The sequence below is a fragment of the Sutcliffiella sp. NC1 genome (assembly GCF_027594365.1).
Classification (GTDB): domain Bacteria; phylum Bacillota; class Bacilli; order Bacillales; family Bacillaceae_I; genus Sutcliffiella; species Sutcliffiella cohnii.
Genome location: NZ_CP115153.1, coordinates 3,523,566 through 3,537,440, shown reverse-complemented (window position 1 = coordinate 3,537,440; position 13,875 = coordinate 3,523,566). Strand labels below are relative to the sequence as shown.

Genomic DNA, 13,875 nt, shown 5'->3' with positions numbered 1-13,875 from the left:
GTTTTACTCTACCACGTTCTTAAAAGTGGAACAACCGTTCTGTTATCCACAGATAAAAGTGGATAAGTTGTGAGTAGATTGTTTATAATGGTGGAAAACCTTTACATATCAATATGGATAATGTAGATAAGTTTATCCACATTGTAGAATGCTTTTATAATTTGTCGAAAAATTTTTCTTTTTATTCTATATTTCTTTTGTTTTTTTCGTGAAAAGACAGCATTCGACACGTATTTTAGCTTGGAACGTAGAGAAATATTGGATATGATGGTAAAGTATAAATTTTGAGCGGTAGCGTTTGAGGAGAAGCTTTAAAGGGGGAAAATTAGATGTTAAAATACTTTTTACCAGCAGAACATGTAAAAACTGTATATGATATAAAACCTACACATTTAAAAGATAAAGGAATTAAAGCTATCATTACGGATTTAGACAATACGTTAGTAGAATGGGATCGCCCGTTAGCTACACCAGAATTAATGATATGGTTACAATCGATGAAAGATGCAGGCATTGATGTGACCATTGTTTCGAATAATAATATGAAACGAGTTCAAGCATTTTGTGAACCATTAGGAATACCATTTATTCACGAAGCGAGAAAACCGATGAGACGTGCATTTAGACGAGCGCTGAATAACATGAATGTAAAACCAAAAGAAGCTGTAGTTATTGGTGACCAACTAATGACTGACGTACTAGGAGGCAATCGCCAAGGATTACATACAATTTTAGTTGTTCCTGTTGCACAAACGGATGGTTTTTTTACAAAATTTAACCGAATGATGGAAAGACGTATTTTAAATTGGTTACGAAAAAAAGGAATGCTTCATTGGGAGGAAAAATAAAGAATGGAAGAAAGAATTGTTTGTGTCGGTTGTGGAGTAAGTATTCAAACTGAGAATAAAACAGGATTAGGTTATGCTCCGCCGTCCTCATTAGAAAAAGAGGAAATTGTTTGTCAAAGATGTTTTCGATTAAAGCATTATAATGAAATTCAAGATGTTTCGTTAACAGACGATGACTTTTTAAAAATATTAAATTCAATAGGAAATACTGATGCACTTGTTGTGAAAATTGTAGATATTTTCGATTTTAACGGCAGCTGGTTGCCTGGATTACATCGTTTCGTTGGAAACAATAAAGTGTTGTTAGTAGGTAATAAAGTAGATTTACTACCTAAGTCGGTGAAACAACAAAAAGTAGTACATTGGATGAAGCAAGAGGCGAGTCAGCTAGGCTTAAAACCAGAAGACGTATTTTTAATTAGTGCTAATAAAGGAACGGGTGTACAAGAAGTAGCTGAGAAAATCGAAACATATCGAGAAGGTAAAGACGTGTATGTTGTAGGATGTACGAATGTTGGTAAGTCGACATTTATTAATCGAATTATTCGTGACTTCTCAGGAGAAAAAGATGTTATTACAACATCTCAATTTCCAGGTACAACTTTAGATTTAATTGATATTCCACTTGATAATGGTGCTTCACTTTACGATACACCAGGAATCATTAATCATCACCAAATGGCTCATTTTGTAGACAAGCGTGATTTAAAAATGATATCACCGAAAAAAGAAATAAAGCCTAAAGTATTTCAGTTAAATGAAGGGCAAACGTTATTTTTCGGTGGATTAGCAAGATTTGATTACGTTACTGGTGGACGACGTTCTATCACTACGTACGTTTCTAACGACCTGTATATTCATCGAACAAAATTAGAGAATGCAGATTCTTTATACAAGGAACATGTAGGGGATTTATTACAACCTCCTCGACAAGAAGATGTAGAAAGCTTTCCAGAGTTTACAAAACAAGAATTCACGATTAAAGAAGCGAAAACAGACATCGTGTTTTCTGGTTTAGGGTGGGTTACGATTAATGAACCTGGAGCAAAAGTTGTAGCGCACGTTCCTAAAGGTGTAGGTATCATGATTCGCAAATCATTAATTTAAGTAAAGTGGGGGAAATTAATGAGTAATTTATATGGGGTAATCGGATGTCCTATTGCCCATTCACTATCACCGCTCATTCATAATGACGCATTAGCTCAACATCATATAAAAGGCTATTATGACGCTTTTCATGTAGAAGTTGAAAATTTAGAGGACGCGGTGAAAGGATTTCGTGCTCTTGGCGTAAGAGGATTTAATATAACGATCCCGCATAAAGTAGGGATGCTTTCTTTAGTGGACGAAATTGATGAAGGTGCGCAAAAAATAGGAGCTATTAATACAGTCGTTAATGATAATGGAACATTTATCGGATACAATACGGACGGGGTTGGCTTTGTTAACGGGTTAAAAAATGTAACGCAGCTAGATGATAAAAAAATACTCGTAATTGGAGCTGGAGGGGCATCACGTGCGATTGTATATTCGCTTCTTTTAGAAAAAACAGCAAAAGTAGATATTGTTAATCGTTCTACTAAAAAAGCGGTAGATTTATTAGAGGAATATGAAGCATTTAAAAGTGACGTTTTCTCGTTTGATACAATAAATAATATAGAGGATTATGATATTATCGTAAACACAACGTCTGTCGGAATGCATCCGCATGTAAACGAGATGCCGATAAGTTTGGATGGACTAAAAAAAGGTGCAATTGTTAGTGATATAATCTATAATCCACTACAAACTACATTATTGAGTAAGGCTTCTGAAATAGGAGCAATCACGCAAAATGGAGTACCAATGTTCGTAAACCAAGGGGCTGTGGCCTTCCAATTATGGACTGGTATTTATCCGGATACGGAAAGAATGACAAAGTTAGTTGAACAACAATTAGGAGGAACTACATCATGTTAACAGGTAAACAAAAACGTTTTTTACGCTCAAAAGCACATCATCTTGATCCGATTTTTCAAGTAGGTAAAGGTGGAGTGAATGAAAATATGGTAAAGCAAATCTCTGAGGCTCTAGAAGCACGTGAATTATTAAAAGTGAGCGTCCTGCAAAACTGTGAAGATGATAAACATACAGTTGCGGAAGAACTTGTAGATGGAACTAGAGCAGAGTTAGTACAAGTAATTGGAAACACGATTATTTTATATAAACAATCGAGAGAAAATAAGCAACTTCAATTACCTAATTAATGAAAGGAGGTAAGGGATTGAAGATTGGCATTTTCGGAGGAACATTTGATCCTCCCCATATTGGTCATTTAATTATTGCTAATGAAGTGAAGCATCGACTATCGTTAGATGAAATTTGGTTCATGCCTAACCGTATCCCTCCTCACAAACAACGAGATTCGATTACGAGTACAGAACTAAGAATACAAATGATTGAGACTGCCATAAACCATAATCAACACTTTCGACTAGAGACAATTGAGTTAGATAGAGAAGGTCCGTCCTATTCCTATGACACGATTGTTTTATTGTTAAAAAAACATCCAGATAAACAATTTAATTTCATCATTGGGGCAGACATGGTAGAATATTTACCCCACTGGTATAAAATTGATGAGCTAATTAACAAAGTACAATTTGTTGGGGTAAAACGACCAGGTTACCAATTAGAAACGCCGTACCCTGTTTTAGAGGTGGAAACACCACTTTTTGATGTTTCTTCCACTTATGTGAGAGAGAGAGTAAAGGAAGGAAAACCAATTCAATATTTTGTTCCACAAGAGGTGGAGCATATCATTGAGGAGAATCGGCTCTATGGAAAGAACTAAAGCATTACAAATTGTAAAAGAAGCACTAACGGAAAAAAGATATATACATACAGTCGGTGTGATGGAAACAGCAATTCAGTTAGCAAATCGGTTTGGAGCAGATACGCAAAAAGCAGAAATCGCTGCGATTTTTCATGATTATGCAAAATTTCGCCCGGTTGAAGAAATGCGTCATATTATTATCACACAACATATGGCGTCAGACTTAGTAGAGCATAATGAAGAATTGTGGCATGCTCCAGTTGGTGCGTTTCTCGTAGAAAAAGAAGTTGGTGTAAAGGACTCTGAAATTCTTGATGCAATTAAGTATCATACTTCGGGAAGAATAAATATGACCTTGCTAGATAAAGTTATTTTTTTGGCAGATTATATTGAACCGGGACGTGATTTTCCAGGTGTAGAAGAAGTGAGGCAATCTGCGAAAGAAAATTTAGATATAGCGGTCGTTCAATCATTACGCAATACTATTCAATTTCTTTTAAAACGAAATCAACGAATTTACCCCAAAACAGTGGATGCATATAATGACTTACTTTTAAAAATAAAGGGAGGAAACAAAGGATGAACGAAAACTTATTACAAATTACAGCGAAGGCTGCAGATGATAAAAGAGCGGAAGATTTAGTTGCGCTAAACATGCAAGGAATTTCATTAGTGTCGGATTACTTTTTTATTTGCCATGGTAATTCAGATAAACAAGTACAAGCGATTGCGAGAGAAATTAAAGAAAAAGCGGAAGAACAAGGAGTGTCTGTACGAAGAATGGAAGGGTTTGACGAAGCGCGCTGGATTTTAATTGATCTAGGCGATGTTATTGCTCATGTTTTCCATCGTGAAGAGCGTATGTATTATAACTTAGAACGACTTTGGGGCGATGCTCCGCGTGTTGATCTACAAATTAGCGGAATATAATAATGGCTTACGAACAATTTGCTTTTATTTACGACAAGCTTATGGAAGATGTACCATATGATCAATGGGTAACGCTTGTAGAAAAAATAAAAGAACAATATTTCCTGAACGAGGAATCATTCTCCATTTTAGATGTTGCTTGTGGTACAGGAGAGCTCTCGGTTCGATTTGCGAAAAAGGGGTGGGATGTAACTGGGGTAGACTTGTCGGAAGATATGCTTGCAATTGCAAATGAGAAAGCATTCGAAGCACAAATACCCATTCCCTTTTTTCAACAAAACATGGCGGAACTTCAAGGGTTTGAGCGACAAGATTGTATCGTTATCTTTTTAGATTCTATAAATTACTTACAATCGGAACAAGAAGTGATTCAAACGTTTTCTTCTGTTTATGACCAGCTAAAAGAAGGTGGAATCTTCTTGTTTGATGTCCACTCAGCTTACAAAATAAATGAAGTGTTTGCTAGTTCCACGTTCACTCTAGTTGAAGATGAAGTATCCTATATTTGGAACTCATTTAAAGGTGAATATAAGAATAGTATCGAGCATGAGCTTACTTTTTTTGTTTTGGATGAAGATACGGATCAATATGAAAGAATTGATGAATTACATAAACAACGCACTTATCCAATCGAGCAATTTCAAGCATGGCTACAGGAAATTGGGTTTTCAATCGTTTCACTTTATGGAGATGAACCATTTTTACCAGTAAGTGATACTTCTGAAAGATTATATTTCGTGTGTAAAAAATAAAAGAGCAAGAAGAGTAATGTGGACTACTCTTTTTGCTCTTTTTGCTGTAACAAATTTACCTAAACAAAAAATTAATAAAAAATGGTACATGATAAAGGATTTTTGTATGGAAATATCGTATTATTTAAATTGGTCATCCACTTCACTAATATCTTCGTAATATTTATCGTGTGTCTTATGGAATAAATGATGAAATATTTCACCTAGTTCTCCTTCTAGTACTTTTATTCCTTCTCCAGTTACACCACCCTTTACACAAACTTTCTCTTGTAGGGTTGGAAGAGTAAAAATTTGCTTTTCTAACAATTTACCCATACCGATCATCATCTCACTAGCGAGGGAAGTTGCTTGCTCATGTGAAATTTCCGTTTCGCTTACTGCAGCGTCAATAAATCTTTGTAGCAAATAGCTGAAAAATGCTGGTCCACAACTTACGATATCGGAAGCAACTCTTGTTACATTGTTCTCAATTTCAATCGGTGTAGAAAGTTGGGAAAATAATCGCCATAAGTAGTCTTTATAATCTTTTCCCATCGATTGTCCATACGTAAATAACGAAACACCAGCGAGTGCTTGATTCGTAATACTCGGAATAATTCTTGCGATTTGGCACGGTACTACACTTTCTAATTGTTCAACAGACACGGGGCTTGTAATGGAGACGATGCATTGCTCCTTATTTAAATTCGGAAGAAGTTTTGTTAAAAGGGGACGAATCTCTAATGGTTTTACGCAAATAAAGATAACATCACTTTCTTTTGCAACTTCTTCACCTGAATGTTTAACGTTAACGTCATTATATCTTTCTTGTATTGTTAGTGCTTTTTTTATAGTACGATTCGTAATCGTTATATTTTCAGGAGGTACTGCATGTGATTCAACAAATGCGTCAATAAGGATGGTCCCCATATTTCCTGTGCCAATAAATCCTATTTTCATTATTGTTCCCTCCTTTTAACCGTGATTTCTCTCCTAAACTATATGTGTACTTTGTATGAAATATGAATAGAAAGGATGAAAACTTCCATGAAAGAAACATTTGAAGTTCATAAAAATAAGTTTTTAATTGGGATAGGTATTCTATTTGGCTGTTGCCTGTTTTACTTTCTTCAACCACTATTTTTATCGAATGAGGATGATTGGATTGAAATTCAAGATGAAGTAGAGGATTATGAAGGTGAACATGTAGATCCGATAACTGAGGAGAAAAGCGAAGAAAACAATATACTCGTAATTGTAGATGTAAAAGGCGAGGTTAACATACCGGGTGTTTATCAATTAACTACAGGAGAACGAGTGATGGATGCGATTATGAAAGCGGGAGGATTTACGGAAGAAGCTAATAGCCACCATGTTAATCTAGCGGCTCTAGTAACAGATGAAATGGTCATTTACGTACCTAAGCACGGGGAGGAAATGATGGATGTAGCGGTTACTACTCAGCCGATAAATAGTTCTTCCGGTGAATCAGAGGGGAAAATTAACATTAATAGTGCATCAGAAGAAGAGCTTACGAAACTAACTGGGATCGGTCCTTCAAAAGCAAAAGCGATCGTTCGCTATCGAGAGGAGCATGGATTTTTCAAGTCGGTAGATGAATTAGTCAATGTGTCGGGAATCGGTGACAAATCGTTAGCAAGCATTCGAGATGAAATTATTGTAGGAAATTAAATTGCCTATTCACCATTCTGCTTGTACACTTAAATTATAAAAAAATAGAGGAGGATAAAAAGTGGCTAGAATTTCGTGGAATCAATATTTTATGGCGCAAAGCCATTTGCTAGCTCTTCGAAGTACTTGTACAAGACTTGCGGTTGGAGCAACAATCGTTCGAGATAAACGTATCATTGCTGGAGGATATAACGGTTCGATCGCTGGAGGAGTACACTGCATAGACGAAGGGTGCTATGTAATTGATAATCATTGTGTACGAACTATTCATGCAGAAGTAAATGCCCTTTTGCAATGTGCTAAATTCGGTGTTCCTACAGAAGGTGCAGAAATATATGTTACTCATTTCCCTTGTTTACACTGCTGCAAGTCTCTCATTCAAGCTGGCATTAAAGTTGTATACTATGCTCAAGATTATAAAAATCACCCTTACGCAGAAGAACTCTTTAAACAAGCAAATGTAAGAACAGAAAAAGTCGTCATGGCCGAGGATGCGGTAGATCCGGATTTTTCTGCAAAACGTGAACTCTTTGATGAACTGTTAATAAAATTGGAAGCAACAGGTACAACAAAGGAAGAATTATTGAATTACAGTGAAAAAATAGACAAGCTTTTTGAACGAAAGGTGTAATGAGAAATTGAGGAAAGGTGATTTATTACATATTGCTATTTCCTTCTGTTTAGGTATAGCAGCTACCTACTTCTCTTGGTGGTTGCTTGCCCTTTTATTGTTGTACCTTTTCTTTTTTTGTTTGCAACAGCGACGAACCGTTTTTCTTACGATTAGTTTTTTTCTGTTCGGATGTATTTATATTTTTATCTTCGATGCTAATAATGTTACAAAGTTTACAGAAGCTGATGGTGAACACATCGTAGGTGAGATAATATCCATTATCGATATAGATGGTGATAAAGTCAGTTTTACAATTAAGACTAGTGGTGAAAAATTAGTTGTCCAATATTTTATGTCTTCGAAAACCGAAACACAGCAAGCAAAAGAACTTTTTCCAGGAGCCAAATGTATTTGGTCTGGTCGATTAAAGAAACCTTCCTATCCAACTAACCTCTATGCATTTAACTATAACCAATATTTATATCACCAAAAGATACATTGGGTATACGAATTAAATGCTCTTCCTACTTCTTGTAAGGAATCAGAGACTATTTTTACAAAACTCCAACAATTTAGACAAAGCGGAATGACACTCATTCAAGAAGAAATACCTACACCAGCCAGTAGCTTTATCATTGCATTGTTATTTGGGGAAAGAAAATTTATTGAAGAAAATACATTAACCGCCTATCAAAAGTTAGGGATTGTTCATTTGTTAGCAATTTCTGGTTTACACGTAGGAGTACTAACGGGTTTTCTTTTTTATATATGTGTTCGGGTCGGAATAACTCGAGAGCGTGCGTTGAAATTGTTATTATTGTTCTTACCTTTTTACGTAATTATTGCCGGAGCAGCTCCATCTGTTATTAGGGCAAGCTGTATGACGGGATTTGTCCTAATTTTCATGCTTCAAAAAAAACGACTGTTAGCAGTTGATGCAATCGGACTGGCTTGTATCGTATTGCTAATAATCAACCCTTATTTTTTGTTTCATGTTGGATTCCAACTTTCTTTTTCCGTAAGTTTGGCTTTACTCCTTTCGACTAAAATAATTCAAGCAGTAAAAAGCTCCTTTGTTCGTGTCTTACTCGTTTCCTTCATCGCACAATTAGCGTCATTTCCAATCATTATTTATCACTTTTACGAAATATCCTTATGGAGCTTTTTATTAAATACAATTTATGTGCCTTTTTATTCGCTTTTTATCCTTCCGCTAAGTTTTATTATATTTATCCTTTGTATATTAGGCGGTGGCTACCTCTCCGCTATTTTCCCTTTTATGCAATGGCCTTTAACAGTAATGAACGATTTAGCCATCTATCTGGCCGATGTTCCGTTTGGACATTTATCTTTTGGAAAACCACAGTTGCTCATGGTATGTATTTTTTATGCGATTATTATTGCGCTTTTTTATTACATCGAAACTGGTAACCGAAAAAGAATAATAATTATTTTTAGTTTATTATGTGTCCTTTGTTTTGGACAATTAAACAGTGGGTATTTTACTTCATACGGGAAGGTAATTGTTATAGATATAGGTCAAGGTACAGCAATCGTTGTAAAACTACCGTATGGTCAAGGTGCATTTCTAATTGACACTGGCGGTGAAATTCCTTTTGAAAAGGAAGAGTGGAGAAAAAGGAGAAATGAATTTCATAGTGGGCAACAGATTCTTTTGCCGTTATTAAAAGCAGAAGGCGTTCGTACTCTAGATAAACTCATCATTACACACGGTCATTACGATCATTTCGGAAATGCCGAAGTTCTATGGGATAGTCTCAATGTAAAAGAAACCGTTGTTCCATTTACATTTGGCCGAGATGAATTAGAAGAACAATTTATTGAAGATGCAATGAGACAAAACGTACCAATTCGATATGTACGAAGTGGTGAGAGTTGGAAGGTAGGTAAATATGTTTTCCGTATATTAATGCCAGATGTAATGTATGAAAATAAAAATAATGATTCTATTGCCATTTTAACGGAACTAGGCGGTCTAACATGGCTTTTTACAGGTGATATGGAAAAAGAAGCGGAGGAGAAGCTATTAAACCTTTATCCATCACTTAGTGCGGATGTATTATTAATAGCTCATCACGGAAGCGCTACTTCAACGACAGAACCGTTTTTACAAGCGGTAAACCCTAATATTGGTATAATTTCAGTTGGAAGAAACAATCGGTACGGTCACCCTGACGTTGAAGTATTACAAAGGTTACACGACGAGAAAGTGCGAATTTTCCGTACAGATGAAAATGGAGCTATTTTCTATAAATTCACAACAAGAAGTGGAACATTTTCAACTGTATTACCATAATATATTGTATCCATAATAAAATCGTTTGGCGCCTAATCTACATGAAAAAAGAGACTGCTGTCTCTGCAGTCTCTTTTATACGGTACCCTTACTTTTTCACAACTGGCTGTGATGAAACAAGTACGGTATTATGTAATGCCGTAATTAAGATGCTAAAAAGTGAATCACTGTTGCCATTATAAAGAGTGTTGCGAAAAAGCCGAAGGATACGACAAAGCCAATACCAGAATCAACAACGTCGTTACGTTTTGTTTGGACGCTTTTTTCAAATTCGTTCATAAGTATCCCTCCCTACCATCATTAGTATAAGCGATTCATCCTAAAAAATCTACATGTTGAAAATTTTAGTTTTCCACCACTGACAAGAGTTGTCACAAATAGTTCAGAAAGAATCGGACATCATAATTAGTACACACCGGCCGGTTCAGTTATATCGTTAACAGGTAAGAATCCTGGGGCTTATTTGTTAACGTTTATATAAAATGGAGGATTAGTTTGACTTTTGGAAGGAGAACTAATCCTCTTTTGCATTCATTTAAAGAACTGTTTTTAAAACACTTGTCAATTCGAAAATTTCTCGTTACGATAATGACAGAAATGATTGAATGACGGGAGTATACATATGTTATTAGAACAAATAAAAAAGCTAAAAGCCAAAAAATTCGCCAACATTTATTTATTATACGGTTCCGAACAATATTTATTACAAGAAATGAAAAACGCTATTATTGAAAATGTATTAGAAGAACATGAGCATGATTTTAATTTATCTTCTTATGATATGGAAGAAACTTCGATCGATTTGGCTATCGAGGATGCAGAAACATTGCCGTTTATGGGGGAGAAAAGGGTTGTAATTATAACTAATCCGTTCTTTTTAACGGCTGAAAAAAATAAAAGTAAAGTAGAACATAATATAGATCGCTTTTTATCCTATATTGAATCACCAGCTCCATATACGGTATTTGTTATATTAGCATCGTATGAAAAGCTAGATGAGCGGAAAAAGATTGTAAAAACATTAAAAAAGACTTCAGACGTATTAGAAGCTAATACATTAAATGAACGAGATTTAAAGCAATGGATAACTCAAAAAGCTAAAGAATACGGGACTGGAATAGAGGAAGATGCTGCGGAAGAATTATTAAAAATTGCTGGAGTACACTTAGCCGTCCTTGCCCAAGAAATAAACAAGATGGCCATGTATATTGGCTCTGGTAATATTACAACAGAAGTGGTACAAAAATTAGCGGCAAAGACAATGGAACATAATGTTTTTGAACTAATTGAAAGTATTGTTCAAAGAAAAATAGATCGCGCCCTTGAAATATTATTTGAATTGTATCGTAACAACGAGGAACCAATTAAAATACATGCATTGTTAACAAATCAATTTCGTTTAGTGTACCAAGTGAAAGATCTGACAGAGCAAGGTTATAGCCAACAAAAAATCGCAAGTATCGTAAAGGTCCACCCATATAGAGTAAAATTGGCAGCTCAACACGGACGCCGTTTTAGCAGGCCGGAACTAATGAACTTAATTGATAATTTAGCGGAAGCGGATTATTCCATGAAAAGCGGGAACATCGACAAACGGTTAGCAATTGAGTTGTTATTATTAAAATTGGCGAACCTGAAATAAATGAGTTGTCCTAAAAGTCAGTAGAAACTGACTTTTAGGACTTTTTTGTTCGTTAACATTATAAGGTTTTTAAAAAGTTCATTAGTTTTATAACAAATTTTTCACTAATAGTAGTTGCTATAGAATAAAACACATTAAACCACGTATATTGAATCTACTTTCTTAATGTGTACAAACAAAACAGTGGAAAAACATTTCGTTTTTCCACTGTTTTAAGAATATAGGAAAGCGCTTTCTCTTGTGAAAATAAAAAAACGACCCAAGTGGATCGCTTTTTATCATTATGCAGTTACACCGTTAACAGCTTTCGCTAAGCGAGCTTTTTGACGGTCAGCAGCATTTTTGTGGATAAGACCTTTTTGAGCAGCTTTGTCTAAACGGCTTGCAGCTTCTAAGTATGCAGTTTTTGCACCTTCCACATCGTTATTAGCAACGAAAGCTTCTACTTTCTTAACTGCTGTACGCATTGCAGATTTAACAGTTGCATTATGTGCACGACGTTGATCGCTAGTTTTTACACGTTTAATTGCAGATTTAATATTTGGCATGTAGTTCACCTCCATACATTTTCAAACAAATCGAGAATTATATGAACTCGATATTTTTACAATAAGAACAAGTGATATTCTATCAAAATCAAAGAGATTATGCAATAGTTAGTCAAGGTATTTTTCTTGAAAGGCGAATTAGCTTCGATTTTTATCGTACTAAAAACGACTTTTTCGAGAAAAAGTGCCGACCTCGTCCCCTGATGTGGATATAGATGGAAAAAAGTGCCGACATCGTCCCCTAATGGATACAGATGGAAAAAAGTGCCGACCTCGCCCCTTAATGGATATAGATGGAAAAAAGTGCCGACCTCGTCCCCCTGATGGATAAAGGTGGAAAAAGTACCGACCTCGTCCTTTTATAAGATCTGGAGTAAGTATTGCTGACCGAATAAGTCTACTAAAAAAACTTGACGATTAAACTTCTTTGCATGAATAAATGTAAGTTAGGTAAAGATAAAAGTAAATTTTGGTAAGAGATGATAGGAGGACTTTTGACAGTGGAACTAGATTTAAGCCAATACAACATACGAACCGACCTAGCAGTGGAAGCTAGCCAGATGGCATTAGATAAACATAATCAAGATGCGAAGGAGCCTGTTTCGGCACTTGAAGGTGTTGTAATAAAAGATCGCGAAGAAGATGGAGTAAAAATTACGACCGTAACAATTACCGAACAAGGAGCAGAGATTACTGGGAAAAAGCCAGGAAATTATTTAACATTCGAGGTTCAAGGAATCCGGCAAAAGGATACAGAACTGCAAGATAGAGTAGAAACAGTTTTCGCAAAAGAGTTTTCCCGATTTTTAGAACAATTAGGAATTCCGAAAGATGCAAGCTGTTTAGTTGTAGGATTAGGGAACTGGAATGTAACACCTGATGCGCTAGGGCCGATAGTATGTGAAAACTTACTAATTACGAGACATCTATTTGCGCTTCAACCAGAGAATGTACAAGAAGGATTTCGTCCGGTAAGTTCCATCGTGCCTGGTGTTATGGGATTAACTGGAATTGAAACGAGTGACATCATTTTTGGAGTAGTAGAAAAGTCAAAGCCAGATTTCGTTATAGCGATTGACGCATTAGCTGCAAGGTCAGTAGAACGAGTGAACTCTACGATACAAATTTCAGATACTGGTATTCATCCGGGATCAGGAGTAGGAAATAAACGGAAAGAATTGAGTAAAGAAACGTTAGGAATTCCTGTTATCGCTATAGGTATCCCAACGGTTGTAGATGCAGTTTCCATTACAAGTGATACGATAGATTTTATTTTGAAGCATTTTGGTAGAGAAATGAAAGAAGGAGACCGACCATCTCGTGCTCTAGCCCCTGCAGGAATGACGTTTGGTGAGAAAAAAGTGTTAACTGACGAAGATCTGCCATCAGAGGAACATCGCCAAAGCTTTTTAGGAATGGTTGGTACGCTAGAAGAAGAGGAAAAAAGAAGGTTAATACATGAAGTGCTTCAGCCCCTTGGTCATAATTTAATGGTAACACCTAAAGAAGTGGATGATTTTATAGAAGATATGGGGAACGTTATTGCTGGCGGCTTAAATGCAGCACTACATAGTCAAGTAGATCAAGATAATGTAGGAGCTTATACGCATTAATTATTACTTTGAGGGATGTAAAAAATAAACAAGTTTAAAAACTTAAATATAAATAGGACAAGCTTGTTCTAAACCCTTTCCTTCCGACATACACATCTAGTAATCGTGAAGGAAAGGGTGAGTATT

General features: G+C 35.7%; 16 protein-coding genes. 13 read left to right on the top strand and 3 right to left on the bottom strand.

The genetic code is table 11. From position 1 onward, the window contains the following. Window positions 1-329 precede the first annotated feature (329 nt). The 8 genes from O1A01_RS18560 to O1A01_RS18525 are packed head-to-tail and all read left to right on the top strand — an operon-like array spanning window position 330 to window position 5,345. Window positions 330-848: a YqeG family HAD IIIA-type phosphatase gene (locus tag O1A01_RS18560; RefSeq protein WP_270064712.1), complete on the top strand. Its 519-nt coding sequence runs from the start codon at window positions 330-332 to the stop codon at window positions 846-848. Window positions 849-851: 3 nt separating this feature from the next. Continuing rightward, on the top strand, window positions 852-1,955 hold the full coding sequence (gene yqeH / locus O1A01_RS18555; RefSeq protein WP_270064711.1) for a ribosome biogenesis GTPase YqeH: 1,104 nt from the start codon (window positions 852-854) through the stop codon (window positions 1,953-1,955). Window positions 1,956-1,973: 18 nt separating this feature from the next. Continuing rightward, window positions 1,974-2,807, top strand: coding sequence for a shikimate dehydrogenase (aroE, locus tag O1A01_RS18550; protein ID WP_270064710.1), 834 nt, complete (start codon window positions 1,974-1,976; stop codon window positions 2,805-2,807). After that, the gene (gene yhbY / locus O1A01_RS18545; RefSeq protein ID WP_066414781.1) at window positions 2,801-3,094 is read left to right on the top strand and encodes a ribosome assembly RNA-binding protein YhbY; all 294 of its coding nucleotides are present in this window, start codon (window positions 2,801-2,803) and stop codon (window positions 3,092-3,094) included. Before aroE ends, yhbY begins: the two co-directional genes overlap by 7 nt. A 17-nt stretch (window positions 3,095-3,111) precedes the next feature. Next, window positions 3,112-3,681 (top strand): nicotinate-nucleotide adenylyltransferase, encoded by a 570-nt coding sequence (locus tag O1A01_RS18540; RefSeq protein ID WP_412766302.1) that lies wholly within the window; start codon window positions 3,112-3,114, stop codon window positions 3,679-3,681. After that, window positions 3,668-4,246, top strand: a complete 579-nt coding sequence (yqeK, locus tag O1A01_RS18535) for a bis(5'-nucleosyl)-tetraphosphatase (symmetrical) YqeK (RefSeq protein WP_066414777.1) — start codon at window positions 3,668-3,670, stop codon at window positions 4,244-4,246. Before O1A01_RS18540 ends, yqeK begins: the two co-directional genes overlap by 14 nt. After that, window positions 4,243-4,593 (top strand): ribosome silencing factor, encoded by a 351-nt coding sequence (rsfS, locus tag O1A01_RS18530; protein ID WP_066414775.1) that lies wholly within the window; start codon window positions 4,243-4,245, stop codon window positions 4,591-4,593. The genes yqeK and rsfS overlap by 4 nt, the downstream gene beginning before the upstream one ends. 2 nt (window positions 4,594-4,595) lie before the next feature. Further along, the gene (locus tag O1A01_RS18525; protein ID WP_270064708.1) at window positions 4,596-5,345 is read left to right on the top strand and encodes a class I SAM-dependent DNA methyltransferase; all 750 of its coding nucleotides are present in this window, start codon (window positions 4,596-4,598) and stop codon (window positions 5,343-5,345) included. 120 nt (window positions 5,346-5,465) lie between these two features. Here the strand turns inward: O1A01_RS18525 and comER are convergent, their stop codons facing one another. Next, window positions 5,466-6,284: a late competence protein ComER gene (comER, locus tag O1A01_RS18520; RefSeq protein ID WP_066414772.1), complete on the bottom strand. Its 819-nt coding sequence runs from the start codon at window positions 6,282-6,284 to the stop codon at window positions 5,466-5,468. 87 nt (window positions 6,285-6,371) lie between these two features. Between comER and O1A01_RS18515 the strand changes: the two genes are divergently transcribed. The 3 genes from O1A01_RS18515 (at window position 6,372) to O1A01_RS18505 (ending at window position 9,946) form a co-directional block, all read left to right on the top strand. Continuing rightward, the gene (locus tag O1A01_RS18515; protein ID WP_270064707.1) at window positions 6,372-7,016 is read left to right on the top strand and encodes a helix-hairpin-helix domain-containing protein; all 645 of its coding nucleotides are present in this window, start codon (window positions 6,372-6,374) and stop codon (window positions 7,014-7,016) included. Between the two features lie 61 nt (window positions 7,017-7,077). Further along, the gene (locus O1A01_RS18510) at window positions 7,078-7,647 is read left to right on the top strand and encodes a ComE operon protein 2 (RefSeq protein ID WP_066414769.1); all 570 of its coding nucleotides are present in this window, start codon (window positions 7,078-7,080) and stop codon (window positions 7,645-7,647) included. Window positions 7,648-7,654: 7 nt separating this feature from the next. Then, window positions 7,655-9,946: a DNA internalization-related competence protein ComEC/Rec2 gene (locus tag O1A01_RS18505; RefSeq protein ID WP_157729286.1), complete on the top strand. Its 2,292-nt coding sequence runs from the start codon at window positions 7,655-7,657 to the stop codon at window positions 9,944-9,946. Between the two features lie 144 nt (window positions 9,947-10,090). Here the strand turns inward: O1A01_RS18505 and O1A01_RS18500 are convergent, their stop codons facing one another. After that, a complete protein-coding gene (locus tag O1A01_RS18500; RefSeq protein ID WP_084380342.1) occupies window positions 10,091-10,225 on the bottom strand; it encodes a YqzM family protein in 135 nt (44 codons plus the stop codon). Window positions 10,226-10,568: 343 nt separating this feature from the next. On the opposite strand from O1A01_RS18500, the gene holA reads away from it, so the two are divergent. Continuing rightward, a complete protein-coding gene (gene holA, locus O1A01_RS18495) occupies window positions 10,569-11,588 on the top strand; it encodes a DNA polymerase III subunit delta (RefSeq protein ID WP_066414766.1) in 1,020 nt (339 codons plus the stop codon). A gap of 281 nt (window positions 11,589-11,869) precedes the next feature. Here holA and rpsT read toward each other — a convergent pair whose 3' ends face one another. After that, complete coding sequence (gene rpsT, locus O1A01_RS18490) at window positions 11,870-12,136, bottom strand: 30S ribosomal protein S20 (RefSeq protein ID WP_066414764.1); 267 nt, start codon at window positions 12,134-12,136, stop codon at window positions 11,870-11,872. A 494-nt stretch (window positions 12,137-12,630) separates the two neighbouring features. On the opposite strand from rpsT, the gene gpr reads away from it, so the two are divergent. Beyond that, the gene (gene gpr / locus O1A01_RS18485) at window positions 12,631-13,749 is read left to right on the top strand and encodes a GPR endopeptidase (RefSeq protein WP_094366147.1); all 1,119 of its coding nucleotides are present in this window, start codon (window positions 12,631-12,633) and stop codon (window positions 13,747-13,749) included. Window positions 13,750-13,875: the final 126 nt, after the last annotated feature.

What these genes read in the sequence shown, in the direction of transcription:
- O1A01_RS18515 (WP_270064707.1), top strand. Translation starts at nt 6,372, where the DNA reads ATGAAAGAAACATTTGAAGTTCATAAAAATAAGTTTTTAATTGGGATA.
- rsfS (WP_066414775.1), top strand. Translation starts at nt 4,243, where the DNA reads ATGAACGAAAACTTATTACAAATTACAGCGAAGGCTGCAGATGATAAA.
- O1A01_RS18500 (WP_084380342.1), bottom strand. Translation starts at nt 10,225, where the DNA reads ATGAACGAATTTGAAAAAAGCGTCCAAACAAAACGTAACGACGTTGTT.
- yqeH (WP_270064711.1), top strand. Translation starts at nt 852, where the DNA reads ATGGAAGAAAGAATTGTTTGTGTCGGTTGTGGAGTAAGTATTCAAACT.
- yhbY (WP_066414781.1), top strand. Translation starts at nt 2,801, where the DNA reads ATGTTAACAGGTAAACAAAAACGTTTTTTACGCTCAAAAGCACATCAT.
- rpsT (WP_066414764.1), bottom strand. Translation starts at nt 12,136, where the DNA reads ATGCCAAATATTAAATCTGCAATTAAACGTGTAAAAACTAGCGATCAA.
- O1A01_RS18560 (WP_270064712.1), top strand. Translation starts at nt 330, where the DNA reads ATGTTAAAATACTTTTTACCAGCAGAACATGTAAAAACTGTATATGAT.
- O1A01_RS18525 (WP_270064708.1), top strand. Translation starts at nt 4,596, where the DNA reads ATGGCTTACGAACAATTTGCTTTTATTTACGACAAGCTTATGGAAGAT.
- aroE (WP_270064710.1), top strand. Translation starts at nt 1,974, where the DNA reads ATGAGTAATTTATATGGGGTAATCGGATGTCCTATTGCCCATTCACTA.
- comER (WP_066414772.1), bottom strand. Translation starts at nt 6,284, where the DNA reads ATGAAAATAGGATTTATTGGCACAGGAAATATGGGGACCATCCTTATT.
- holA (WP_066414766.1), top strand. Translation starts at nt 10,569, where the DNA reads ATGTTATTAGAACAAATAAAAAAGCTAAAAGCCAAAAAATTCGCCAAC.
- yqeK (WP_066414777.1), top strand. Translation starts at nt 3,668, where the DNA reads ATGGAAAGAACTAAAGCATTACAAATTGTAAAAGAAGCACTAACGGAA.